General features: G+C 62.8%; 21 protein-coding genes. 13 read left to right on the top strand and 8 right to left on the bottom strand.

Annotated elements, in window-relative coordinates; all coding sequences use genetic code 11:
* Nucleotides 1-11 precede the first annotated feature (11 nt).
* Nucleotides 12-1,034 carry an aldo/keto reductase gene (locus AB6724_RS13875; protein ID WP_369339117.1) on the top strand — a complete coding sequence of 341 codons (1,023 nt, stop codon included), beginning with the start codon at nt 12-14 and terminating at the stop codon, nt 1,032-1,034.
* A 25-nt stretch (nt 1,035-1,059) separates the two neighbouring features.
* Here AB6724_RS13875 and AB6724_RS13880 read toward each other — a convergent pair whose 3' ends face one another.
* Nucleotides 1,060-1,947 carry a CoA transferase gene (locus tag AB6724_RS13880; protein WP_369339118.1) on the bottom strand — a complete coding sequence of 296 codons (888 nt, stop codon included), beginning with the start codon at nt 1,945-1,947 and terminating at the stop codon, nt 1,060-1,062.
* A 191-nt stretch (nt 1,948-2,138) separates the two neighbouring features.
* Here AB6724_RS13880 and ygiD point away from each other — a divergent pair, with 191 nt between their 5' ends.
* Complete coding sequence (gene ygiD, locus AB6724_RS13885; protein WP_369339141.1) at nt 2,139-3,062, top strand: 4,5-DOPA-extradiol-dioxygenase; 924 nt, start codon at nt 2,139-2,141, stop codon at nt 3,060-3,062.
* Nucleotides 3,063-3,250: 188 nt separating this feature from the next.
* Here ygiD and AB6724_RS13890 read toward each other — a convergent pair whose 3' ends face one another.
* Complete coding sequence (locus tag AB6724_RS13890) at nt 3,251-4,447, bottom strand: amino acid aminotransferase (protein ID WP_369339119.1); 1,197 nt, start codon at nt 4,445-4,447, stop codon at nt 3,251-3,253.
* Between the two features lie 126 nt (nt 4,448-4,573).
* On the opposite strand from AB6724_RS13890, the gene uvrB reads away from it, so the two are divergent.
* The 10 genes from uvrB to AB6724_RS13940 all read left to right on the top strand — a co-directional run bounded on the left by uvrB (nt 4,574) and on the right by AB6724_RS13940 (nt 14,355).
* The gene (uvrB, locus tag AB6724_RS13895; protein ID WP_369339120.1) at nt 4,574-6,640 is read left to right on the top strand and encodes an excinuclease ABC subunit UvrB; all 2,067 of its coding nucleotides are present in this window, start codon (nt 4,574-4,576) and stop codon (nt 6,638-6,640) included.
* A gap of 231 nt (nt 6,641-6,871) precedes the next feature.
* Nucleotides 6,872-7,408: a Fe-S cluster assembly transcriptional regulator IscR gene (gene iscR / locus AB6724_RS13900; RefSeq protein ID WP_066481443.1), complete on the top strand. Its 537-nt coding sequence runs from the start codon at nt 6,872-6,874 to the stop codon at nt 7,406-7,408.
* A 164-nt stretch (nt 7,409-7,572) separates the two neighbouring features.
* A complete protein-coding gene (locus tag AB6724_RS13905) occupies nt 7,573-8,793 on the top strand; it encodes an IscS subfamily cysteine desulfurase (RefSeq protein ID WP_369339121.1) in 1,221 nt (406 codons plus the stop codon).
* A 33-nt stretch (nt 8,794-8,826) separates the two neighbouring features.
* Nucleotides 8,827-9,222: a Fe-S cluster assembly scaffold IscU gene (iscU, locus tag AB6724_RS13910; RefSeq protein ID WP_369339122.1), complete on the top strand. Its 396-nt coding sequence runs from the start codon at nt 8,827-8,829 to the stop codon at nt 9,220-9,222.
* Nucleotides 9,223-9,226: 4 nt separating this feature from the next.
* Entirely contained in the window at nt 9,227-9,550 is a 324-nt protein-coding gene (gene iscA, locus AB6724_RS13915) for an iron-sulfur cluster assembly protein IscA (protein ID WP_369339123.1), read from the top strand.
* Between the two features lie 147 nt (nt 9,551-9,697).
* Nucleotides 9,698-10,216: a Fe-S protein assembly co-chaperone HscB gene (gene hscB / locus AB6724_RS13920; protein ID WP_369339124.1), complete on the top strand. Its 519-nt coding sequence runs from the start codon at nt 9,698-9,700 to the stop codon at nt 10,214-10,216.
* 97 nt (nt 10,217-10,313) lie between these two features.
* The gene (gene hscA / locus AB6724_RS13925) at nt 10,314-12,176 is read left to right on the top strand and encodes a Fe-S protein assembly chaperone HscA (protein WP_369339125.1); all 1,863 of its coding nucleotides are present in this window, start codon (nt 10,314-10,316) and stop codon (nt 12,174-12,176) included.
* Between the two features lie 163 nt (nt 12,177-12,339).
* A complete protein-coding gene (gene fdx, locus AB6724_RS13930) occupies nt 12,340-12,678 on the top strand; it encodes an ISC system 2Fe-2S type ferredoxin (protein WP_369339126.1) in 339 nt (112 codons plus the stop codon).
* A 156-nt stretch (nt 12,679-12,834) separates the two neighbouring features.
* On the top strand, nt 12,835-13,566 hold the full coding sequence (gene dnaQ / locus AB6724_RS13935) for a DNA polymerase III subunit epsilon (protein WP_369339127.1): 732 nt from the start codon (nt 12,835-12,837) through the stop codon (nt 13,564-13,566).
* A gap of 333 nt (nt 13,567-13,899) precedes the next feature.
* A complete protein-coding gene (locus tag AB6724_RS13940; protein ID WP_369339128.1) occupies nt 13,900-14,355 on the top strand; it encodes an Lrp/AsnC family transcriptional regulator in 456 nt (151 codons plus the stop codon).
* Between the two features lie 147 nt (nt 14,356-14,502).
* Here the strand turns inward: AB6724_RS13940 and AB6724_RS13945 are convergent, their stop codons facing one another.
* From AB6724_RS13945 to AB6724_RS13970, 6 genes are all read right to left on the bottom strand, one after another.
* A complete protein-coding gene (locus AB6724_RS13945; protein WP_369339129.1) occupies nt 14,503-15,873 on the bottom strand; it encodes a DUF1329 domain-containing protein in 1,371 nt (456 codons plus the stop codon).
* Between the two features lie 168 nt (nt 15,874-16,041).
* The gene (locus AB6724_RS13950) at nt 16,042-17,454 is read right to left on the bottom strand and encodes an amino acid permease (RefSeq protein WP_439329872.1); all 1,413 of its coding nucleotides are present in this window, start codon (nt 17,452-17,454) and stop codon (nt 16,042-16,044) included.
* Nucleotides 17,455-18,049: 595 nt separating this feature from the next.
* Entirely contained in the window at nt 18,050-18,844 is a 795-nt protein-coding gene (locus AB6724_RS13955) for an ABC transporter ATP-binding protein (protein WP_369339131.1), read from the bottom strand.
* Nucleotides 18,845-18,865: 21 nt separating this feature from the next.
* Nucleotides 18,866-19,750 carry an ABC transporter permease gene (locus AB6724_RS13960; RefSeq protein WP_369339132.1) on the bottom strand — a complete coding sequence of 295 codons (885 nt, stop codon included), beginning with the start codon at nt 19,748-19,750 and terminating at the stop codon, nt 18,866-18,868.
* Nucleotides 19,751-19,867: 117 nt separating this feature from the next.
* Nucleotides 19,868-20,836, bottom strand: coding sequence for an ABC transporter substrate-binding protein (locus AB6724_RS13965; RefSeq protein WP_369339133.1), 969 nt, complete (start codon nt 20,834-20,836; stop codon nt 19,868-19,870).
* 514 nt (nt 20,837-21,350) lie between these two features.
* Entirely contained in the window at nt 21,351-23,054 is a 1,704-nt protein-coding gene (locus AB6724_RS13970; RefSeq protein WP_369339134.1) for an electron transfer flavoprotein-ubiquinone oxidoreductase, read from the bottom strand.
* A gap of 261 nt (nt 23,055-23,315) precedes the next feature.
* Here AB6724_RS13970 and AB6724_RS13975 point away from each other — a divergent pair, with 261 nt between their 5' ends.
* On the top strand, nt 23,316-23,738 hold the full coding sequence (locus AB6724_RS13975) for an acyl-CoA thioesterase (protein WP_369339135.1): 423 nt from the start codon (nt 23,316-23,318) through the stop codon (nt 23,736-23,738).
* Nucleotides 23,739-24,036 lie beyond the last annotated feature (298 nt).

Consider the following 24,036-nt stretch of genomic DNA (forward strand, 5'->3'; position numbering starts at 1 on the left):
GAGGAGCATCTGTGCAAAATCGTCAACTAGGCCCGTTCACCGTTGCCAATGTGGCCCTGGGCTGCATGAATTTCTGCCATGCCTATGGCAGCCCCGTCTCCACCGAACAGTCCCATGCCGTGTTGCATGCGGCACTGGATGCTGGCGTGACCCTGTTCGATACGGCCGCTCTCTATGGCTTTGGCGCCAGCGAGTCGCTGGTCGGCCCCGTGCTCAAGCCCCATCGCCAGCACATCACCCTGGCCAGCAAGGGCGGCATGGCCGGCGTGCGCGGCGAGGACGGCGTGATGCGTCGAGTGATAGACGGCCACCCCAGGACCCTGCGCCAGAACTGCGAAGACAGCCTGCAGCGCCTGGGCACGGATGTGATCGATCTCTACTATCTGCACCGCTGGGACAAGAACGTGCCCATCGAGGAATCGGTGGGCGAGATGGCACGCCTGAAGGAAGAGGGCAAGATCCGCGCCCTGGGCCTGTCCGAAGTCGGCGCGGATGCGCTGCGCCGCGCCCACAAGGAACACCCGATCGCCGCGCTGCAGAGCGAATATTCGCTGTGGTCGCGCAATGCCGAGCTGGGCACGCTGGCCGCCTGCAAGGAACTGGGCATCGCCTATGTGGCATTCAGCCCCATGGGCCGTGCCTTCCTGAGCGGCAAGCTGCAGGAGGTGGGCAGCTTCGTCAAGGGCGACATCCGCGCCAGCATGCCGCGCTTTGCGCCCGAGAGCTACGCGCAGAACCTGCGCCTGCTGGCTCCCATGCAGGCCGTGGCCGAGAAGGCCGGCTGCACGCTGGCCGAGCTGGCCATCGCCTGGGTGCTGCACCAGGGCGAGCATGTGGTCGCCTTGCCGGGCACGACCAGCGTGGCCCATCTGCACGAAGACCTGCGCGGCGGCAGCGTCAAGCTCGGTGCCGAACTGCTGGCCGAGCTCGATGACATCTTCAATCCGGAAGCCATTGCAGGCGACCGCTATGCCTTGCAGGGCCAGGGCGAGGTGGACACCGAAAAATACATGTTCGAGAAACGCCCGGCCTGAGCCGTTCGCTCCGCCGCGCTCAAGACTATGGGCGCGGCAGCACGTGCAGGGGAATGTCCCTGTCCTGAGCCAGCTGCATGAGCTGCGCGCAGCTGAGCGCGGCCAGAAACTGCGCAACGCCCGCATGCACCTCGGGGCTGCGCATGTCCGCGGGGCGGCCATGGGCGAGGCCTGCGGCCTCGCAGAGCCGGGCCGCAAAATGGGGTTCCAGCGCGGCCACGGCGACCATGCCGTCGGCGCAGGGGTAGATGCGATAGCCAGCATGGGCACCGCCCACATCGCCCGTGGGCTGGGTCAGGCCCCAGTGCCAGGGCAGGGCCAGCCACTGAGCGGCCTGGGCCAGTCCCACCTCGCGCAGAATGCCGCGCCCGCTGCGGCCGCTGACCAGCACGGTCTGCAGCACGGCTTCGCTGGTCATCAGCGCCCCCGCCATGTCGGCAAACAGGCTGGGCGGCAGAGCCGCACCGCGCACCAGTCCGGCCTCGGCCTGATAGGTGAGGTCATGGCCAGGTACGTCTGCCAGTTCGCCCGCGCTGCCGACCACGCGCACCAGCGACAGCCTGGGGTAGCGCTGCTGCAGGGCATCCCAGCCCAGGCCCAGCTTGGCCAGGGCCGCGGGCCGGAAGGAGGTCAGCAGCACATCGCTGCGGGCCAGCTGCTCGTGCAGCAGCTGCTGGCCGGTGTCGGTCTTGAGGTCGGCGCGCATGAGCTGCACGCCTTCATGCATCTGCGCATAGGCGCCGGGGCAGTACAGTCCCATGGGGTCGGCCGCGCCGGCCGCCATGGGCTCGAGCTTGTGGCAATCCGCCCCCATGGCCGCGCAGCGCCACAGCGCCGCGGGGCCGGGCAGATTGAGGGCGAGGCTGAGTATGTGCACTCCTTGCAGGGGCAGGGCATCTGCGGCAGTTGTCATAGGTGGCTGGTCTCCGTGCTGGTGCTGCTCTTGTAGTCCATGGGCCGGGCGAAAGCTGGCACTTTCAGGACAGTCAGTTGCGCCAGTGATGGTGTCGGGGGCTATTGCACTGTGGCAAGCTTGCTCCATCTGCAAGAAAGCACCCGGCCCGGGTGCGGCTGAATTTGATTGTGATGCGTAGACGTACGCTTTTGTCTCTGGGTGGGGCTGCCGTGGCAGCATCCGGGGGCTGGATGGCTTATTCCATGACTTCTGTTTCCAACACCGTGCTGCCCCAGCAGCTGCTGCAGCAACTCAGGCCCTCGCCGCGCATGCCGGTGATGTTCCTCGGCCATGGCAGTCCCATGAACGTGATCGAGGACACGCACTGGCGCCAGAGCTGGCAGGCTCTGGGCCGCGAGCTGGCGGACAAGGGCATAGCGCCGCAGCTGATTCTGTGCATTTCCGCGCACTGGCTGAGCGAGTCCGAATGGGCGCTGACCGGCATGGCCCAGCCGCGCACCATCCACGACTTCGGCGGCTTTCCGCAGGAGCTGTTCGACCAGCAATACCCGGCGCCGGGCGCACCCGAGGTGGCCAGGCAGCTGGCGGCCGAGCTGCGCTCGCCGCAGGACGGATCGGCCTTGCTGCTCGACCAGAAATGGGGGCTTGACCACGGCACCTGGTCGGTGCTGCTGCCCATGTTCCCCGAGGCCCGGATTCCCGTCGTGCAGCTGAGCATGCCCTATGGCCTGGCGCCCGAAAAGCATTTCGAGATGGGCCGCCAGCTGCGCGCGCTGCGCGACCGCGGCGTGCTGATCGTGGGCAGCGGCAATATCGTGCACAACCTGCGCGCCATGCGCCGCGATGCGGCCGACAACCAGGCTTTTGACTGGACGATTCAGTTTGACGCCGAGGTGCAGCAGCGCTGGTCCAGCGGCGATCTGGCCGATCTGAGCAACTTCCTCGACTGGGGTCCGCAGGCGCGCCTGGCCCATCCCACGCACGACCACTATCTGCCCCTGCTTTATGCGGCGGGTGCGGTGCAGGACGGCGAGGCGCCGCGCGTCTTCAACGACGCTTTCCAGTACGCGGCGCTGTCCATGCGCTCGGCCATCTGGGGGATGAGTGCCTGACCGAACCGCTTTTGCGAGCTGAAGGCGCGCGTCCCTTCACGATTTCAAGCCGATATGGCGTTTAAATGATGATGGGCCAGGCGCTGGCAGCTATCGAAACCAAAGCAGCAGGCAAAAAAAGAGCAACGGATTAAAAGTCCGTTGCTCTTTTTGCTTCAGGGCCGCTGGCACGGCCCCTAGAGGTGACCTTAGATCACGGCAGCGATGGCCTTGCAGACATAGTCGATGTTCTTGCTGTTCAGCGCAGCCACGCACATACGGCCGGTGTCGGTGCCGTACACACCGAACTCGGAGCGCAGACGCACCATCTGGTCCTTGGACAGGCCGGAGTACGAGAACATGCCGATCTGGGTAGTGATGAAGGACATGTCCTGCTGCACGCCGGCGGCCTTCAGGCCGTCAACCAGCTTCTGGCGCATGGCCTTGATGCGCACGCGCATCTCGCCCAGTTCCTTTTCCCACAGGGCGCGCAGCTCGGGGTTGTTCAGCACCGCTGCCACCACGGCACCACCATGGGTGGGAGGGTTGGAGTAGTTGGTGCGGATGACGATCTTCAGCTGCGACAGCACGCGAGCGGCTTCTTCCTTGTCGTTGGCGACCACGGACAGGGCGCCCACGCGTTCGCCGTACAGGCTGAAGCTCTTGGAGAAGGAGGTGGAGACAAAGATGTTCAGGCCGGCGGCCACGAACTTGCCGATCACGGCGCCGTCTTCGGCGATGCCGTGGCCGAAGCCCTGGTAGGCCATGTCCAGGAAGGCGACCAGGCCCTTGGCCTTGACGACTTCGATCACCTGGTCCCACTGGGCGGCCGTGATGTCGTAGCCGGTGGGGTTGTGGCAGCAGGCGTGCAGCACGACCACGGTGCCGGCTTCGGCGGCGTTCAGGTCGGCCAGCATGCCGGCGAAGTCGATGGAGCGGGTGGCTGCATCGTAGTAAGCGTAGGTGCCGACTTCAAAGCCCGCGTTGGTGAAGATGGCCTTGTGATTTTCCCAGCTGGGGTTGGAGATCAGCACCTTGGCCTTGGGGTTGATCTTCTTGAGGAAGTCGGCGCCGATCTTCAGGCCGCCCGTGCCGCCGATGGCCTGCACTGTGGAGACGCGGCCGGACTTGACCACGTCGGAGTCGGCACCGAAGACCAGGGCCTTGACGCCGTTGTCATAGGCGGCGATACCGTCGATGGGCAGATAGCCACGGGCCGTGGGCTTTTCCATCATGGCTTTTTCGGCGGCCTGCACGCATTCCAGCAGGGGCAGCTTGCCGTTGTCGTCGAAGTACACACCCACGCCCAGGTTCACTTTGTTGGGGTTGGCGTCAGCGTTGAATTGCTCGTTCAGACCCAGGATGGGGTCGCGGGGGGCCATTTCGACGGCGGTAAACAGAGACATGAAAAATCCTTGAAGGATGGAAATAAGTCAGGTCGCCCCCAGCTAATGCCTCAACGACTAGGTTAGGCTTGAGGGTTGGTCTGCCATTCTACTCCGTGCCACCCTATGCGTCATGGACATGACATCATGCAAGAACAAGATATGACTGCCGCGCCGCAAGGCCGCTTTGTGCATTACCCCGATTCGCCCTTCGAGCTGTTCCAGCCCTATCCGCCCGCCGGAGACCAGCCCACGGCCATAGAGCAACTGGTGGAGGGCGTCAACGATGGCGAGTCCTTTCAGACCCTGCTGGGCGTGACGGGCTCGGGCAAGACCTTCACCATGGCCAATGTGATCGCGCGCCTGGGGCGGCCGGCCATCGTGTTTGCGCCCAACAAGACGCTGGCCGCACAGCTGTACTCGGAGTTCAGGGAGTTTTTCCCAAAAAACGCGGTCGAGTACTTCGTCAGCTACTACGACTACTACCAGCCCGAGGCCTATGTGCCCCAGCGCGACCTGTTCATCGAAAAGGACAGCGCCATCAACGAGCATATCGAGCAGATGCGGCTGTCGTGCACCAAGAGCATCATGGAACGGCGCGATGTGGTGATCGTTGCCACGGTCTCGGCCATCTACGGCATCGGCGAGCCCGAGAGCTACCACCGCATGATCATGACGCTGCGCACCGGCGACACGCTGAACCAGCGCGACGCGATCGCGCAGCTGATCCGCATGCAGTACCAGCGCAATGACACGGACTTCGGGCGCGGCACTTTCCGCGTGCGCGGCGACACCATCGACGTGTTTCCGGCCGAGCATTCTGAGCTGGCCGTGCGCATCGAGCTCTTCGACGACGAGGTCGAGAGCCTGCAGCTGTTCGATCCGCTCACGGGCCGCGTGCGCCAGAGCATTCCTCGCTTCACGGTCTACCCCAGCAGTCATTACGTGACGCCGCGCGACAAGGTGCTGGCGGCCGTGGAGACGATCAAGGAGGAACTGGCCGAGCGCCTCAAGCAGCTGGTGGGCATGGGCAAGCTGGTCGAGGCCCAGCGCCTGGAGCAGCGCACGCGCTTCGATCTGGAGATGCTCAGCGAAGTCGGGCACTGCAAGGGCATCGAGAACTACACGCGTCACCTGTCCGGATCCAACCCCGGAGACCCGCCGAGCACGCTGACCGACTATCTGCCGCGCGACGCCATCATGTTCCTCGACGAGAGCCATCAGATGATCGGCCAGCTCAACGCCATGTACAACGGCGACCGGGCGCGCAAGACCACTTTGGTCGAATATGGCTTTCGCCTGCCCTCGGCGCTGGACAACCGCCCGCTGAAGTTCGAGGAATTCGAACAACGCATGCGCCAGGTGGTATTTGTGTCGGCCACGCCCGCCGATTACGAGAAGACTCATACCGGTCAGGTGGTGGAGCAGGTGGTGCGGCCCACGGGCCTGGTGGATCCCGAGATCGAAGTGCGGCCCGCCACGCACCAGGTCGACGATGTGCTGCAGGAAATCCGCCAGCGCGTGCAGCTCGAGGAGCGCGTGCTGATCACCACGCTGACCAAGCGCATGGCCGAGCAGCTGACCGAGTATCTGAGCGACAACGGCGTCAAGGTGCGCTATCTGCACTCCGATGTGGACACCGTGGAGCGCGTGGAGATCATCCGCGACCTGCGCCTGGGCGCCTTCGACGTGCTGGTGGGCATCAACCTGCTGCGCGAAGGCCTGGATATTCCCGAGGTATCCCTGGTCGCGATTCTGGATGCCGACAAGGAGGGCTTTCTGCGTGCCGAGCGCAGCCTGATCCAGACCATAGGCCGGGCGGCGCGCAATGTGCGGGGCAAGGCGATTCTGTACGCCGACCGCATCACGGACTCGATGAAGAAAGCCATAGGCGAGACCGAAAGGCGCCGCGCCAAGCAGACGGCTTATAACGAGGCCAACGGCATCACGCCCAAACAGATTGTCAAGAGGGTGAAAGACCTGATTGATGGGGTCTACAGCGAAAAAAGCGGCAAGGAGGCCGAGCGCCTGCAGAACCAGGCCCTGCAGCAAGCCCGTGTCGAGGATATGTCGGAGAAGGATGTGGCCAAGGAAATCAAGCGCCTGGAGAAGCAGATGCTGGAGCATGCGCGCAATCTGGAGTTCGAGCAGGCGGCGCGCGTGCGCGACCAGCTTTCGCTCCTGAAACAGCAGCTGTTTGGCGCGGCGCCATAGGCATAGTTGCCTTCTGCCATCCGAGGGCTGGGCGAGGTAGTGCGTTGTTACCCGACCAATTTGATGGGGAATGTGGTATACTCCTGTCAAACACTCAACAAAAACTTCCCTCTCGAAAGGGCTCTGAACCTGAACGCAGGACGGAGTAAGGGCGGAGACTGGGCTCGTCTAGGCAATGCATCACCGGACGAGCGTTTCTGTAACGAACAATCCTGACTGAAGGAGCTCGTAATGCGTCTTACGACCAAAGGCCGCTTTGCGGTCACCGCGATGATCGACTTGGCTCTGCGCCAGAACAATGGCCCTGTGACCTTGGCCGCAATCAGCCAGCGTCAGCAAATTTCGCTGTCCTACCTGGAGCAGCTGTTCGGCAAGCTGCGTCGCCATGAACTGGTGGAATCCACCCGCGGCCCCGGCGGCGGCTACACCCTGGCCCGCAAGGCTGCCGACATCACCGTGGCCGACATCATCGTCTCGGTGGACGAGCCCATCGATGCCACCCAGTGCGGCGGTAAGGAAAACTGTCTGGGCGAGGCCGGCCGCTGCATGACGCACGAGCTGTGGGCCGCGCTGAACCAGCGCATGGTGGAGTTCCTGGATTCCGTCACGCTGCAAAAGCTGGTGGACGAGCAACTGGCCAAGGGCATCCAGATCGAGGACAAGCCCGTGGTGCGTCGTGCCATCTCCACGGCACCCGTGGTCAAGCCCATCCGCGTGAACGCCCCCAATTCGGTGTTCGCACTGGGCAATGCATTTGCCAAGTCCTGATAGGACCTAGGTAGGCTTTGTTCCGGCGGCCGTCTGGGCCGCCAAGTCTCAAGCAGGGCAGGGGCGGTATGCATGGCTGTGCGGCATACGCCCGATGTCCGGATGTCGCCTGAGCGCATCGATTCCCTCACGATTTGTCAGCCAAGAACTAGATTGAGCCAGTCATGGACATGACCCCGCACTTCCCCATTTATCTCGACTATGGCGCGACCACGCCTGTAGACCCCCGTGTGGCTGACGCCATGATCCCCTGGCTGCGTGAGCATTTCGGCAACGCCGCATCGCGCAGCCATGCCTGGGGCTGGGAAGCAGAAGAGGCGGTGGAAAAGGCCCGCAAGCAGGTGGCCGAACTGATCAACGCCGATCCGCGTGAAATCGTCTGGACCAGCGGCGCGACCGAGTCCGACAACCTGGCCATCAAGGGCGCGGCCCATTTCTACCAGGGCAAGGGCAAGCACCTGATCACGGTGAAAACCGAACACAAGGCCGTGCTGGACACCATGCGCGAACTGGAGCGCCAGGGCTTTGAAGTCACCTATCTGGACGTGAAGGAAAACGGTCTGCTGGACCTAGAAGTGTTCAAGGCCGCGATCCGTCCCGACACCATCCTGGTCAGCGTGATGGCCGTGAACAACGAGATCGGCGTGGTGCAGGATCTGAACGCCATCGGCTCCATCTGCCGCGAAAAGGGCATCATCTTCCACGTGGACGCGGCTCAGGCCACAGGCAAGATGCCTCTGGACATGCAGACCATGCCCATCGACCTGATGAGCCTGGCTTCGCACAAGACCTACGGCCCCAAGGGCATAGGCGCGCTCTATGTGCGCCGCAAACCCCGCGTGCGCCTGGAAGCGCAAATGCACGGCGGTGGCCATGAGCGCGGCATGCGCTCCGGCACTCTGGCTACCCACCAGATCGTGGGCATGGGCGAAGCCTTCCGCATCGCCAAGGAGGAAATGGCCAAGGACATGGAGCATGCGCGCGTGCTGCGCGAGCGCCTGCTCAACGGCCTCAAGGATCTGGAGCAGGTCTTTGTGAACGGCGACATGGAGCACGGCGTGCCCCATTACCTGAACATGAGTTTCAATTTCGTCGAGGGCGAGTCCCTGATCATGGGTATCAAGGGCCTGGCCGTGTCCTCGGGCTCGGCCTGCACCTCGGCCAGTCTGGAGCCCAGCTATGTGCTGCGCGCCCTGGGCCGCAGCGACGAGCTGGCTCATAGCTCGCTGCGCATGACCTTCGGCCGTTTCACGACCGAGGAAGAGATTGATTACGCGATCAAGTCGATCCGCGAGAACGTGGTGAAGCTGCGCGAGCTGAGCCCGCTGTGGGAGATGTACAAAGACGGCATCGACCTCAGCACTATTCAATGGGCGGCACACTAAGTACAGATTAAAAGAGTTGAAGAGGTAGACACCATGGCTTACTCCGACAAAGTTGTTGACCACTATGAAAACCCCCGCAACGTGGGCTCGTTCGACAAGAACGACGACTCCGTGGGCACGGGTATGGTGGGTGCGCCCGCTTGTGGCGACGTGATGAAGCTGCAGATCAAGGTCAATCCGGCTACCGGCGTGATCGAGGATGCACGCTTCAAGACCTATGGCTGCGGCTCCGCCATCGCCTCGTCTTCGCTGGTGACCGAATGGGTCAAGGGCAAGACGCTGGACGAGGCAGCTGCCCTGAAGAACAGCCAGATTGCCGAAGAGCTGGCTCTGCCGCCCGTGAAGGTGCACTGCTCCATCCTGGCCGAGGACGCCATCAAGGCCGCAGTGAACGACTATCGCGCTAAGCGCACCACCGCGGAGGCCTGAGGCCATGGCGATCTCGATGACCGAGGCGGCCGCCCGTCATGTGAACCGCTACCTGAGCCGTCGCGGCAAGGGGATTGGCGTTCGTTTGGGCGTGAAGACCACGGGCTGCTCCGGTCTGGCCTACAAGCTGGAATATGTGGACGAGGCCCAGCCCGACGACGTAGTCTTCGAAGACCACGGCATCAAGGTGCTGGTCGATCCCAAGAGCCTGGCCTATATCGACGGCACCGAGCTGGACTTTGTGCGCGAAGGCCTGAATGAGGGCTTCAAGTTCCACAACCCGAACGAGCGTGACCGCTGCGGTTGTGGCGAGAGCTTTAGGATTTGATTTCCCCTTGAGTCGCTTCGCGCCTTCCCCCGAGGGGGACGACACCTTCGCTGCGAGGCGGCTCTTGCTCGGTGTCCCTGGCGTGTGTTGCGCCAAGTTTATGTACAGAACCGCCTCAGCCATGCTGCAGGCGGTTTTTTTAATGCCATGAATCTGCAATCCGACGACTTTGAATTGTTTGCCCTGCAGCGCCGTTTCGCGCAGGAGCGCAGCCAGATCGACGCCCGCTGGAAGGAACTCCAGCGTGAAGCGCATCCCGACCGCTTCGCGGCCCAGGGCGCTGCGGCGCAGCGCGTGGCCATGCAGTGGTCGGTGCGCATCAACGAAGCCTATCAGCGCCTCAAGGATCCGCTCAAGCGCGCCGCCTATTTGTGCGAGCTCGGCGGTGCCCCGGTGCGCGCCGAAGACAACACGGCCATGCCGGCTGCCTTCCTGATGCAGCAGATGGAGTGGCGCGAGGCGCTGGAAGACGCCAGCTCCGAAGCGGAACTGGATGCACTCGACGATCAGGTGCTGGGCGCCAAAAAGCAGATGCTGTCCGAGTGCGGCCGCCTGCTCGACGAAGCGCAGGACCCTGTAGCGGCGGTGCAGCAGGTGAGAGCCCTCATGTTTGTTGCGCGATTTGCGCAGGATGTGGAGCGCCGCCGCGATCAACTGGGACAATAAGAACCAGAGCCGCGTTCCGGCGCACCGTCCAAGGGAACGTATCCGATCTTGAGCAGGCCAGCCATGCTGGTCTCAGACATTCCAACAGAAGAAATTCATGGCGCTTTTGCAGATTTCCGAGCCCGGTCAATCCCCCGATCCCCACCAGCGGCGCATTGCCGTGGGTATCGACCTGGGCACGACGCACTCCCTGGTCGCCGCCGTACGCAGCGGCGTTGCCGAGTGCTTGCCCGACGATCAGGGTCGTGTGCTCCTGCCATCGGTGGTGCGCTATATGGAAATGGGCCGTCGCCAGATCGGCTTTGATGCCAAGGCCGCCCAGGCTTCCGATGCGGCCAATACCGTCAGCTCGGCCAAGCGCTTCATGGGCCGCAGCCTGGCCGATATCGAAGCCCCGGAAAAACTGCCTTATCACTTCAAGACCGAAGGCGACGGCAGCGTGATTTCCATCGAGACCGTGGACGGGGCCAAGACCGCCGTGGAAATCAGCGCCGAGATTCTGGCCACGCTGCGCTTTCGTGCCGAAGACACTTTCGATGACGAGCTGTACGGTGCGGTGATCACCGTGCCCGCCTATTTCGACGACGCCCAGCGCCAGGCCACCAAGGATGCGGCCAAGCTGGCCGGCATCAATCTGCTGCGCCTGATCAACGAGCCCACGGCGGCCGCCATTGCCTACGGCCTCGACAACGCTGCCGAAGGCGTGTACGCGGTCTATGACCTGGGCGGCGGCACCTTCGACATTTCGGTGCTGCGCCTGTCGCAAGGGGTGTTCGAGGTGATCGCCACGGGCGGTGACTCGGCCCTGGGCGGCGACGACTACGACGACGCACTGGCCGCCTGGGTGGCCGAGAAGACCGGCGTCCAGCTGCACAACGCGGCGGACAAGACCACCTGGCGGATTGCGGCACGCCACTGCAAGCAGGCTCTCACGGATGCCGAAATCGCAGCGTTTCGCGCCGACATCTCCTCGGGTCCGGTGTCTTTTGAGGTCAAGCGTGAGGAGTTCTGGGCGTTGTCCGCTCACCTGACCGCCAAGAGCCTGTCCGCCGTGCGCCGCGCGCTCAAGGACGCGGCTCTGGACCGCGACGAAGTGCAGGGCGTGGTCATGGTCGGCGGCTCTACGCGCATGCCGCAGATCCGCCAGGCCGTGGCGGATTTCTTCGGCCGCGAACCTCTGATCAATCTCAACCCCGACGAGGTCGTGGCTCTGGGCGCTTCGATCCAGGCCAACCAGCTGGCGGGCAACAACTCCGCGGGCGAGCTGCTGCTGCTGGACGTGATTCCGCTGTCGCTGGGCGTGGAGACCATGGGTGGCCTGGCCGAGCGCATCATCACGCGCAACGAGACCATTCCCACGGCGCGCGCCCAGGACTTCACGACCTACAAGGACGGCCAGACGGCACTCGCGATCCACGTGGTGCAGGGCGAGCGCGACCTGGTGCAGGACTGCCGCAGCCTGGCGCGTTTCGAGCTGCGCGGCATTCCGCCCATGGCGGCCGGCGCCGCGCGTATTCGCGTGACCTTCACCGTCGATGCCGACGGCTTGCTGGCTGTGAGCGCCAAGGAGCAGCTCAGCGGAGTGGAAGCGCATATCAACGTCAAGCCCTCCTATGGCCTGTCCGACGACCAGATCGCGCAGATGCTGCAGGAAGGTTTTGCCACGGCCCAGCAGGACATGAAGGCCCGCGCCCTGGTCGAGGCGCGCGTGGAGGCCGATCGCATGATTCTGGCCACGCACGGCGCGCTGGAGGCCGACGGCGATGTGCTCGGCAGCGCCGAGCGCGAGCATATCGATGCCTTGATGGCCGCCTTGAGCGCGGCCGCGACCGGCGACGATGCCGCCGCCATCGATGCCGCGACCCAGGCCCTGGCCAAGGGCACGGAAGCTTTTGCCGCCGAGCGCATGAACCGCAGCATCCAGCAGGCGCTGGCCGGCAAGAACGTGCAGTCGATATGAAATGTCCCCCCTGAGACGCTTTGCGTCTTCCCCCCAGGGGGACAGCGACCTTTGCTGCGGGGCGGTCCTTGCTGGTCGCTTCGCGTACATCGAAGCTGCAGTTTCAAGGATTCGATGCTTTGGCTGCAGCCACGGACCACAGATACAACTAGAGTAGCAAGCAATGCCCATCATCAAAATTCTTCCCCATGCCGAGTACTGTCCAGAGGGCAAGGAGATCGAAGCGCCCGTCGGCACCTCGATCTGCGAAGCGCTGCTGGACAACGGTGTCAATATCGAGCATGCCTGCGACATGAGCTGTGCCTGTACCACCTGCCATGTCATCGTCAGGGAAGGCTTCAACTCCCTCAACGAGGCCGAGGAGGAAGAGGAAGACCTGCTGGACAAGGCCTGGGGCCTGCAGCCGCAGTCGCGCCTGTCCTGCCAGGCGATTCTGGCGCGCGAGAACCTGACGGTGGAGATTCCCAAGTACTCCATCAACCACGCGAAAGAGAACCACTAACCCCCTGAGCGGCTGCGCCGCTTCCCCCTCTCTCTTCGGGAGGGGGACGATGCCCTCGCCGCGAGGCGGCTCTTGCTCGGCACCCTGGCTTGGGCAGCGCCAGTTTTTGACAATGAGGGCGATGTCTGCGCCACAGTTAACGAAGAGAGAAATAGGATGTCGCGCCAAATTGTTCTGGACACGGAAACCACAGGCCTGTCGCCCATTGATGGCGACCGCCTGATCGAGCTGGGCTGCGTGGAGCTGGTCAACCGCAAGCTCACCGGCAACAATCTGCACCTGTATTTCAATGCGGGCCGCGACAGCCATCCCGATGCCCTGCGCGTGCATGGCATCACCACGGAGTTCCTGGCCGATAAGCCGCGTTTCGAGGAAAAGATCGAGGAGATCTGGGAATACCTGCAGGGCGCGGAACTGATCATCCACAACGCGCCGTTTGACCTGGGCTTTCTCAACAACGAGTTCAAGCTCGCCAAGCGCCCGCCGCTCAAGCAATGCGTGGGCGGGGTCATAGACACCCTGGTCATGGCCAAGGAGATGTACCCGGGCAAGCGCAACTCGCTGGATTCGCTGTGCGACCGTCTGGGCGTGGACAACTCCAACCGCACGCTGCACGGCGCTTTGCTCGACGCCGAACTGCTGGCGGACGTCTACATCAATCTCACGCGCGGCCAGGATGCGTTGCTGATGACCGAGGAGCCCGCGCAGACACAGGCCGCGGGCGCCATGGCGGTGGCTGCGGTGGATCTGAGCAGCTTCAAGCTGCCGGTGCTGCAGGCCAATGCCCAGGAGCTGGAGCTTCATCTGAATGTACTGACCCAGATGGACAAGTCCAGCGGCGGCAAGACCGCCTGGCGCGTGTTTGAAGCCGGGGTTGAAGCTTCATAAGGCTCGAGCCGCTTCACCGGGGTCGGGCTTGCAGTCTTCAGCTCCGATACCTGAGATCTAGCCAGGCCGGCGCCAGCCTCGCCTAAAGCAACAGGCCGCACCACTGTGCTTGAGTGGTGCGGCCTGTCACGTTTGCATTGTGCAGATCAACCAACCGGACGCCGACGGTAAACAGCGGGGCATGTTGAATGGGTTTGCAGTGTTGGTAGACCTGCTTCCATGGACTCCAGTGTGCATGTTGCAGTGCAGAAAAGGTTGCTTCAAATTCTGTAGAAACAGCGTTGCTACAGAAAAATTTTCTGCAACTGCCTAATTGGCGATAAATTCAGGTTTATGGATAGCTTGGATAAAAAGATTCTTTCGGCCCTGCAGGCCAATGCGCGGGCCAGCCTGCAGGAGATAGGCGCCGCGGTCGGGCTCAGCGCTTCGCCGTGCTGGGCGCGCATCAAGAAGATGGAAGAGGCGGGTGTGATCGAGGGCTACACGGTGAGGCTCAACCCTCAGGCTCTGGGACTGGCCGACACGGTGCTGGTCATGGTGACGCTGGGCAGCCATTCCGACAACACGCTGGAGAAGTTCGGCGAGGTGCTGGCGACGATTCCCGAGGTCGTGGAGGCGCACCTGGTCTCGGGCGAGTACGACTATCTGCTGCGCATCGTCGTCAAAGACACGCGCGACTACGAGCGCCTGCTGCGCGAGAAGCTCTACAAGATCAAGGGCATACGTCACAGCCAGTCCTGCTTTGTGCTGCGTACGCTGAAGAAAGCCGAGCTGCCGCTCGGCGTCTGAGGGGACGAGGCGCTCCCTTTTCTTCGGCTGGGAGGTCGTCGCGAACCGGAAGCCCGGGCGCCAGCCACCGGGGATAGCTCAGGCAAAAAAAGAGAGGCCTGGGCCTCTCCTTTGGCGGTGCAGGCCGGCGCTGCCGCGGGCTGTCTGTCAGTTGCCCAGATTGCGTATGGCTTCGGGCGTGTACTGGCTTTGCTTGAGATTGTCCTTGCCCAGAATCGGCGCCTTGGCGCGTTCCTGGAACAGGTTCATGCCGACATAGGCACCCGAGTTCAGGTCGTAGTAGAACGAGCTGCCCGCATGCCACTTCTTGATGTCGTAGGCGTAGTAGTAATTGATCTCACCGTATTGCCACAGCTGGCCGCGCGCATCGTAGAAGTCTCCGGCCACGGCGTGGCCCGTGTCTTCGTCGATGAACATCACGCGCTTGGAGTACAGGTGGCGGTAGCTGGGCTTGAGCTTGCCCTCCAGCACCCAGACGCGGCGCAGCTCGTAGCGGGTATAGGCGGGATTGGGGTGGCCGGGCTTGAGCAGGTCCGTGTACTTGATCTGCTGGTGGATGCGGAAGGCATTGGCGGGAATGAACATCTCGCGCTTGCCGTGCAGAGTCCATTCGTAGCGGTCCGAGGCGCCGTTGAACAGGCGGTCGGAATCCAGCGTCACCTTGCCGCTGGAGCCGGGCACGGGCTGGTCGTAGCCGAACTCGGGCAGCTGGCGCACGCGGCGCGTGCCGGGGTCGTAGTTCCAGGCCAGGCGCTTGTCCGTGCCGAAGTTCATGGGCTCGATGGACAGAATCACGCCGCCTTTTTCGCGCTCGGGCAGGATGGTGAAATTGGTCACCCAGGCGTATTTGCCGTCATTGGGCTTGCCCAGGTTTTCACGAGAGTCGTAGCGGCTGAGCTGGACGTAGCTGGTGCGGCCCCAGGCCGTGTCGCCGCTGGTGCTGACGATGGCCAGATCGCGCTCAACCTCCTCGGTGCTGGCGCGGCTGGGGATCATATTGTTCCAGAACAGCTCCAGCCCGGTCTTGGGAATGGGGAAGGGCAGGGCGCCCATGAAGCCCTTGACGCCGTTGCCGTCGTTGATGACCTCGGCTTCCAGCGCGTTGTGCTTGACGACCGCGCAGATCTCGTCGTCATAGCGGAAGTCGCGGTGGCCCGGATAGACCGGAATGCGCATGCTATTGGGGAACTTCTTGAGCAAGGCCTTCTGGCCGTCGCTGAGCTTGTCGGCGTACTGGGCCAGATTGGCCGCCGTGATCTCGAACAGCGGCTTTTCATGGGCATAGATATCGGGCTGGAACTGCCCCACCGATTTGGTGAACTTCACATCGGGCGGCACGCCCAGGATCTTGCCGGTAAACGCAGGAATGCTGCCATCGGCATTGCCGGCCTTGATGGCTCCGGTGCAGGTCAGCTCCTTGCCCAGCTTGTCGGCTTCGGCCGCGGGCACCTTGGCAAAGGCGGTCCCGGCGGCCATCAGGCCCAGGGCGAGTATCGTGCTCAGTTGCTTTCGATTCATGTCTCTTGTTTTTGTGGGGGTTGCGATGGCTCCATTCTTGGGTTAATCGCTCGTGTAGGAATCGTCTGATAAGACTACACGGGTTGTATGTATAGATGTATGCGCGCGACGGGCATGAAAAAAGGCAGCATGTTGCCGATGCTGCCTTGTGACCGAGCTGGGATGTGCCTAGCGCGAGCCGCGCAGGTCCATCTCGGTGTATTTCACGATCTTGGAGCCCGTGGCCAGCTTGTAGCTGAACCAGATCAGCAGGAACAGCGGCAGGCCGATATAGGTGGCGATGGCGCCCACCCAGTCGATCTTGTCCGAGAGGAAGTTCTCGTAGTTCTGACCCAGGGTGATGATCAGGCACAGCACAAAGGCGAACACCGGACCGAAGGGGAAGGCCGCAGCCTTGTAGGGCAGCTGGCTCATATCGTAGTTCTGCGCTTCGCAGCCCTTGCGGAAGCGATAGTGGCTGACGGCAATGCCCAGCCAGGCCACGAAGCCGCACATGCCCGAAAGATTGAGCAGCCAGATGTAGACCACCTTGGGGCTGAAGATATTGGTCAGAAAGCACAGCGCCGCGATGGCCGTGGTGGCCAGCAGGGCCAGCACAGGCACGCCGCGTCCGTTGACGCGCGCGAAGATCCGGGGCGCCATGCCCTGGCTGGCCAATGCGTAGAGCATGCGCGTGGAGGCATACATGCCCGAGTTGCCCGCGGACAGCACCGAGGTCAGCACCACGGCGTTCATGATGGCGGCAGCCGACAGCAGACCGGCGCGTTCGAACACCAGCGTGAACGGACTCACGGCGATGTCGCCGAGATCGTTCTTGAGCAGCTTGGGATCGGTATAGGGGATCAGCAGACCGATGATGAGGATGGCGAACACATAGAACAGCAGAATGCGCCAGAACACCTTGCGCACGGCCTTGGGCACGTTCTTGGCGGGATCTTCCGATTCACCGGCCGCAATGCCGATCAGCTCCGTGCCCTGGAACGAGAAGCCCACCACCATGGCCACGCCTATCAGTGCCGCGAAGCCGCCCGCGAACGGCGCATCGCCGATGCTGAAATTGGCGATATTGCCCCAGATGCCTTCGGGAGCGCCGCCCTTGAGAATGCCGAAGATCATCAGCACGCCGATGGCGATGAACACCAGCACCGTGGTCACCTTGATGGCGGCGAACCAGAACTCCGATTCGCCAAAGCCCCGTGCCGACAGAATGTTGAGGCCGAACATCAGGGCCAGAAACAGCGCGCTCCAGAGCACGCCGTCGATGCCGGGGAACCAGTAGGCCATCACCAACTGCGCGGCCACCAGGTCCACCGCAATGGTCACGGCCCAGTTGTACCAGTAGTTCCAGCCCAGGGCGAAGCCGAAGCCCTCGTCCACATACCTGGCGCCGTAGGTGGCAAACGAGCCTGAGACCGGCATGTGCGCGGCCATCTCGCCCAGGCTGGTCATCAGGAAATAGACCATCAGACCCACGATGACATAGGCCAGCAGGGCGCCGCCCGGGCCGGCCTGCGAGATGGTGGCGCCCGAGGCGACGAAAAGCCCGGTACCGATGGAGCCGCCGATGGCGATCATCGACATATGGCGGGCCTTGAGGGACCGGTGCAAGTGGCCGGAGTCCTGCTCCGCGGCCTTAGAGGTTTGGCTATCGCTCATGAAAGATGTTGGTTCTGGCAAGGCATGGGGCTGTTGAGCCGGCGGGCCAATGAATGCGGCCCGAGCCATGTCTTGCGCCGTTGTGGACAGTTGCCGGTGGCATCTGGATATCAACGTGGCCGGCGCGATCGGCGATGACATGCATCGCGCCGAGCGGCTGCCGATAGGGTGCAGATTGTGAGTGATTTGCGGCCCGGCCGTGCGCCGAGCGCCGCATGTTTCACGCTGCCTGAAGCAAGGTGCGTATTAACTTGTTGATTCTTATGCGTAAACCTGCTGTTGATGTCGGTGCGAAATATAAGTCAACCGTAGTCAAAACGTCATTCAAGCCTGAGAAACCAACGGAGGGGAAGGGATTCAACTATCGTGTTTTTGCGGATTTTCTATGACATTTCATCAAAATATGACGTCATATCGTCAATATATATGGGCGAATAAGGAGCTGTGTGTAAGAAAAAAAGCTGCAAGCCCATATTTTCAAAGGGCTGGCAGCTTCTGTTTTGATAGTGCCGTAGCTGGCTCAGCTCAGCAGCAGCGCATCGTCGGCCAGCTTTTCGCCGCGCACCTTCTCGAACATGTGCAGCAGGTCGGGCACGTCCATCTTGGCGCGCTCTTCGCCGCTCACATCCAGAACCACCTGGCCCTGGTGCAGCATCACGGTACGCGTGCCCACGTCCAGCGCCTGGCGCATGCTGTGCGTCACCATCATGGTGGTGAGCTTGGCTTCCTGCACGATGCGCGCGGTCAGCTGCAGCACGAAGTCGGCGGTGCGCGGATCGAGGGCCGCGGTGTGCTCGTCGAGCAGCAGGATGCGCGAGGGCTGCAGGGCCGCCATCAGCAGGCTCACGGCCTGGCGCTGGCCGCCCGAGAGCAGGCCGATGCGGTCGGTCAAGCGGTTTTCCAGGCCCAGGCCCAGCGTGGACAGGCGTTCGCGGTACAGATCGCGGTTGGCGTTCTTCACGGCCTTGGACAGGCCGCGGAAGTTGCCGCGCTCATGGGCCAGCGCCATGTTTTCCTCGATCGACAGGTCTTCGCAGGTGCCCGCCATGGGGTCCTGGAACACGCGCGCCACCTGTTTGGAGCGCGCCCAGACGGGCATGCGCGTCATGTCGATGCCGGCGATCTCGACCGTCCCCTTGTCCACGCTCTGGTCGCCCGAGACGCAGTTGAGAAAGGTGGACTTGCCCGCGCCGTTGGAGCCGATGACGGTGACGAACTGGCCCTCGGGGATGGACAGAGAGAGGCCGCGCAGCGCGCGTGTCTCGATGGGGGTGCCAGGATTGAAGGTCAGTTCCAGGTTTTGTGCATTCAGCATGGTGTTCTCCGCACTTTCTTCTTATTTGCGCTTGGCGAGTTTTTTCTTGAGCTGCGGTATCACCAGGGCCACGGTCACCAGCACGGCCGTGACCAGGTTCAGATCCTGGGCCTTGAGGCCGATGGCATCGATGTTCAGGGCTGCGGCGATGAAGAAGCGGTAGACGATGGCGCCGATGACCACGGCCAGCGTGGCCCAGATGATCTTGCGCGAGGGCAGGATGCTCTCGCCCACGATCACGGCAGCCAGGCCGATGACGATGGTGCCAATGCCCATGGAAATGTCGGAGCCGCCCTGGGTCTGCACGAACAGTGCGCCGGCCAGGCCGACCAGGGCGTTGGAAATCGCCATGCCCAGCAGAATCATGGCGCCGGTGTTCACGCCCTGGGAGCGGGCCATGCGCGCGTTGGAGCCCGTGGAGCGAATCGCCAGGCCGCGCTCGGTGGCGAAGAACCAGTCCAGCGCCAGCTTGGCCGCGAGCACGAAGCCCGTCAGGATGATGGGACGCATCACATAGTCGGGGATGCTGTCGGGCTGCAGCATGGTGAACAGCGTGGGATCGTTGATCAGCGGCACGTTGGGGCCGCCCATGATGCGCAGATTGACCGAGTACAGGCCGATCATCATCAGGATCGAGGCCAGCAGGTCCATGATCTTCAGGCGCACATTGAGCCAGCCGGTGATGAAGCCTGCCACGGCACCGGCAGCGGTACCGGCCAGCGTGGCCAGCCAGGGGTTGGTGCCGTGGGAAATCAGGATGGCGCAGATGGCGCCGCCGAGCGGAAAGCTGCCGTCCACCGTGAGGTCGGGAAAACGCAGCAGGCGAAAGGAGATGAAGACACCCAGCGCTACCAGGCTGAAGATCAGGCCGATTTCAACGGCACCGAGCAGGGAAAAGAGAGACATACGGTAAGCGGCTGTGCGCGAAAAACGTATTAAAAAAGGCAGGGCCCTGTGTGTTGTCAAGGCTCCTGCCGCTGTTGCCGCGCTGCCGGGGCTTGTGGCCGCAGCGCAGCCCGGGACTTACTTCACGACCTGAGCAGCAGACTTGATCAGGGTGTCGGACAGCTTCACGCCTTGCTTTTCGGCGGCGCCGGGGTTCACGAACAGCTCCATCTTGGTGCTGACTTCGGGCTTGATGTCGCCGGGCTTCTCGCCCTTGAGGATGCGCACCACCATGCGGCCGGTCTGTTCGCCCAGGTCGCGGTAGTTGATGCCGTAGGCGGCTACGGCGCCACGCTTGACGGAGTCGGTGTCCGAAGCCACCAGGGGAATCTTGGCGTCCTGGCCGACCTTGACCAGGGATTCATAGGCCGACACCACGTTGTTGTCGGTGTTGGTGTAGATCACGTCCACCTTGCCCACCAGGGAGCGCGCGGCGCTGCTCACGTCCACCGAGCGGGGGGCGGCGGCGGTCACCAGGGTCCAGCCCATCTTTGGCAGCAGGGCCTGCAGTTCCTTGACGACCACGGCGGAGTTGGCTTCGCCGGGGTTGTAGACCATGCCGATGCGCTTGGCATTGGGCACGACCTGCTTGACCAGATCCATCTGCTTGTCCAGGGCCAGCAGATCGGACACGCCGGTCACATTGTTCTTGGAGGGTTCCCAGCTGGCGACCAGCTTGGCGGCCACGGGGTCGGTCACGGCGGAGAACACCACGGGCACCGTCTTGGTGGCGGCGATCACGGCCTGGGCCGAGGGCGTGGCGATGGCCACGATGGCATCGGGCTTGTCGCCCACGAACTTGCGCGCGATCTGGGCTGCGGTGCCGGTGTTGCCCTGGGCGCTCTGGTATTGCCACTTCAGGCTCTTGCCTTCTTCGTAGCCGGCGGCCTTCAGGGCATCCTTGACGCCATCGCGCACAGCGTCCAGAGCAGGGTGCTCGACAATGGCGGTCACGGCCACGGACTTGGTCTCCGCGGCATAGGCACCCGAAATGGCGGAAATGGCCAAAGCCAGTGTGCCCATGCGGGCCCAGGACAGCTGTTTCATGTGTATCTCCAGCGTTTGTTGTGTGTTTCAGATGGTGTTTAAGACGGCTGCACTTGAATCCACAGCGCCTCGCGGCAAAGTCTACTGCACCGATCTGCTTGTCTCGTCGCTTCAGATAACCCTGTTTATCCCTATATGGCAATCGCCAAAAAATGGCATGAAAGCTGCAAAAAGCTGAGATTTACCGGGTCAAGCCTGCATTAATGTATGGAAATCATCCGCAATTTTGCGTCGTGCAGGTCTTTATTCATGGCTCTGGCTGCACTTTTCCTGCGTTGTGCCGGATTTGCTGCGGGAGTTTTTGCTAATTGCTTGGTTTTTGATCGGCTGCAGAAGCCGGCGCTATAGCGTTTGCAAGCGGTATTCGGAGCACTTTTCTGCACCGCCCAGGCCTGGGCGGCGAGCGCCATCCGGCCGTCTTCGGCGGGTATGTCCTTGATGACAGCGCGGCCTATAAAAAAAGCCTGCGCGGGCAGGACCGGCGCAGGCTTTTTGTGGGGCAGGGCAGCTTTGCTTACATGCCCGAATAGTTGGGGCCGCCGCCGCCTTCAGGCGTGACCCAGACGATGTTCTGCATCGGGTCCTTGATGTCGCAGGTCTTGCAGTGCACGCAGTTCTGCGCGTTGATCTGCAGGCGCTGCTTGCCGGCATCGGCCTCGTCTTCCACAAACTCGTACACCCCGGCCGGGCAGTAGCGCTGCTCGGGGCCCGCGAACTTGGTCAGGTTCACATTGACGGGAACGCCGGCGTCCTTGAGCGTCAGGTGCGCGGGCTGGTTCTCGGCGTGGTTGGTGTTGCTGATGAAGACGCTGGAGAGGCGGTCAAAGGTCAGCTTGCCGTCGGGCTTGGGGTACTCGATGGGTGTGCATTCGGCCGCGGGCTTGAGGTAGGCGTGATCGGGCTTGTTGCGGTGCAGCGTCCAGGGGATGTTACCGCGCAGCACGAATTGCTCGAGGCCGTTCATCAGCGTGGCCGTGGTCAGGCCCTTCTTGAACCAGGCCTTGAAGTTGCGGGCCTTCCACAGTTCGTCGTACAGCCAGCTGTTCTCGAAGCTGTAGGTATAGGCGCTGAGTTCATCGTGCTGGCGACCGGCGACGAGGGCGTCGTAGGCGGCCTCGGCGGCCAGCATGCCGGTCTTGATGGCGGCATGGCTGCCCTTGATGCGGCTGACATTGAGGAAACCTGCGTCGCAGCCCACCAGAGCGCCGCCCGGGAAGACAAAGCGCGGCAGGCTGGAGATGCCGCCGGCCGTGATGGCGCGCGCGCCGTAGGAGATGCGCTTGGCGGGCTTGATGCCCTGGGATTCGTCGCCTTCGAGGTAGTAGCGGATGTTGGGATGGGTCTTCCAGCGCTGCATCTCCTCGAACGGAGACAGATAGGGGTTGGAATAGTCCAGGCCGGTGATGAAGCCCAGCGTCACCAGATTGTCTTCGAGGTGATAGAGGAAGGCGCCGCCATAGGTGTCGCTCTTCATGGGCCAGCCGGCGGTGTGCAGCACCATGCCGGGCTTGTGGCGCTTGGGGTCGATTTCCCAGAGTTCCTTGACGCCGAGGCCATAGGTTTGCGGGTCGCGGTTGGCGTCCAGGCTGAACTTGGCGATCACCTGCTTGCCCAGGTGGCCGCGAGCGCCTTCGGAGAAGATGGTGTACTTGGCATGCAGCTCCATGCCCAGCTGGAAGTCGCCCGTGGGCTCGCCATCCTTGCCCACGCCCATATTGCCCGTGGCCACGCCCTTGACCGAGCCGTCCTCGTTGTACAGCACTTCGGCGGCCGCAAAGCCGGGGAAGATTTCCACGCCCAGGGCTTCGGCCTGCTCGGCCAACCACTTGGTGAAGAAGCCCAGGCGCACGATGTAGTTGCCCTCGTTGTGGAAGCACTTGGGCAGCAGCCAGTTGGGAGTGCGCAGCGAGTTCTTCTCGCCCAGGAACACCATGGCGTCGTCGGTCACGGGCTGGTTCAGGGGCGCGCCCTTTTCCTTCCAGTCGGGGATCAGCTCATTGAGCGCACGCGGGTCCATGATGGCGCCCGACAGCGTATGGGCGCCGGGCTCCGAGCCTTTCTCCAGCACGACGACGGAGACATCCTGACCTTTTTCCGCAGCCAGCTGCTTGAGGCGGATGGCCGTGGCCAGGCCACCGGGGCCCCCACCCACCACCACCACGTCATATTCCATGGCCTCGCGCGGGCCGTATTGGGCCAGGATTTCTTCGTTTGTCATCGGGAGAGTCTCGCTTGAATAATGAATTGGAAAACCGGCGTGCGCGGCCTGGCAGCTAGCTGCTGGAAAAAACCGCGATGCGGGCGATTCTATGCTGGCCTTTCGGCACGACCGTGCAGATTTGGCGACAGCGTCTCGCAGCGGCTTGCGGCAAAGTCCATAGGCTAGAGCCCGTGCCAGGGAGCGCCATCCCTCAAAGCAACTAGAGCGGCTTGAGTATGCAGGGCCGGGAAAGTCCAACCAGACAGGAGACAAAGTGCTATGAAAATTGAGTTGCCCGAGCAAAAGAAGCAGGTCTATGAAACGCGTTTCCCCGTGCGCTGGGGCGATATGGATGCCATGGGCCATGTGAACAACGCCCAGTACTTCCGCTATCTGGAAACGGCCCGTATCGACTGGATGCGCAGCATAGGCCTGAATCCCGACCCGAGCGGCCAGGGGCCGGTCATCGTCAATGCCTTCTGCAATTTCTATCAGCAGCTCAGCTATCCCGACGAGGTGCTGCTCAAGATGTTCGTCAGCGACCCCGCCCGCACGACCTTCGAGACCTGGGCCACCATGGAGCGGGTGGCCCAGCCCGGCGTGATCTGCGCCGCCGGCGGCGGCACGGTGATCTGGGTGGACTTTCCCCGGCAGAAGGCCGCGGACCTGCCGGGCTGGATACGCTCCATGGCGAGGACCTGAGTTGTTCGGAAAACCGAATTTCTACAGCTTGAAGAGTTCGGAAATTCGGTGTCTTTCATGCAAAAAAGTATGGTGCTTATAAGTAAATCATGGGCTTAGGCCCGGGGTTTATGTTGGCACGGTATGTGCTTTGATCGTGCAGGGCCGCGCCAGCGCGGTCCGCTAAAGCTGGGGCTTGCCCGACGGAATGGATTTAGCTCCAGTCCGGCGGCGCCCCAGTTTTGTTGCCGCCTCCAGGACCTCGGCCAGACATGGCGGAGGTCCTGGAGGCGGCTTGGACAACGCATACCAAGAATTC

This window comes from Comamonas guangdongensis (assembly GCF_041079535.1).
Classification (GTDB): Bacteria; Pseudomonadota; Gammaproteobacteria; order Burkholderiales; family Burkholderiaceae_C; genus Comamonas; species Comamonas guangdongensis.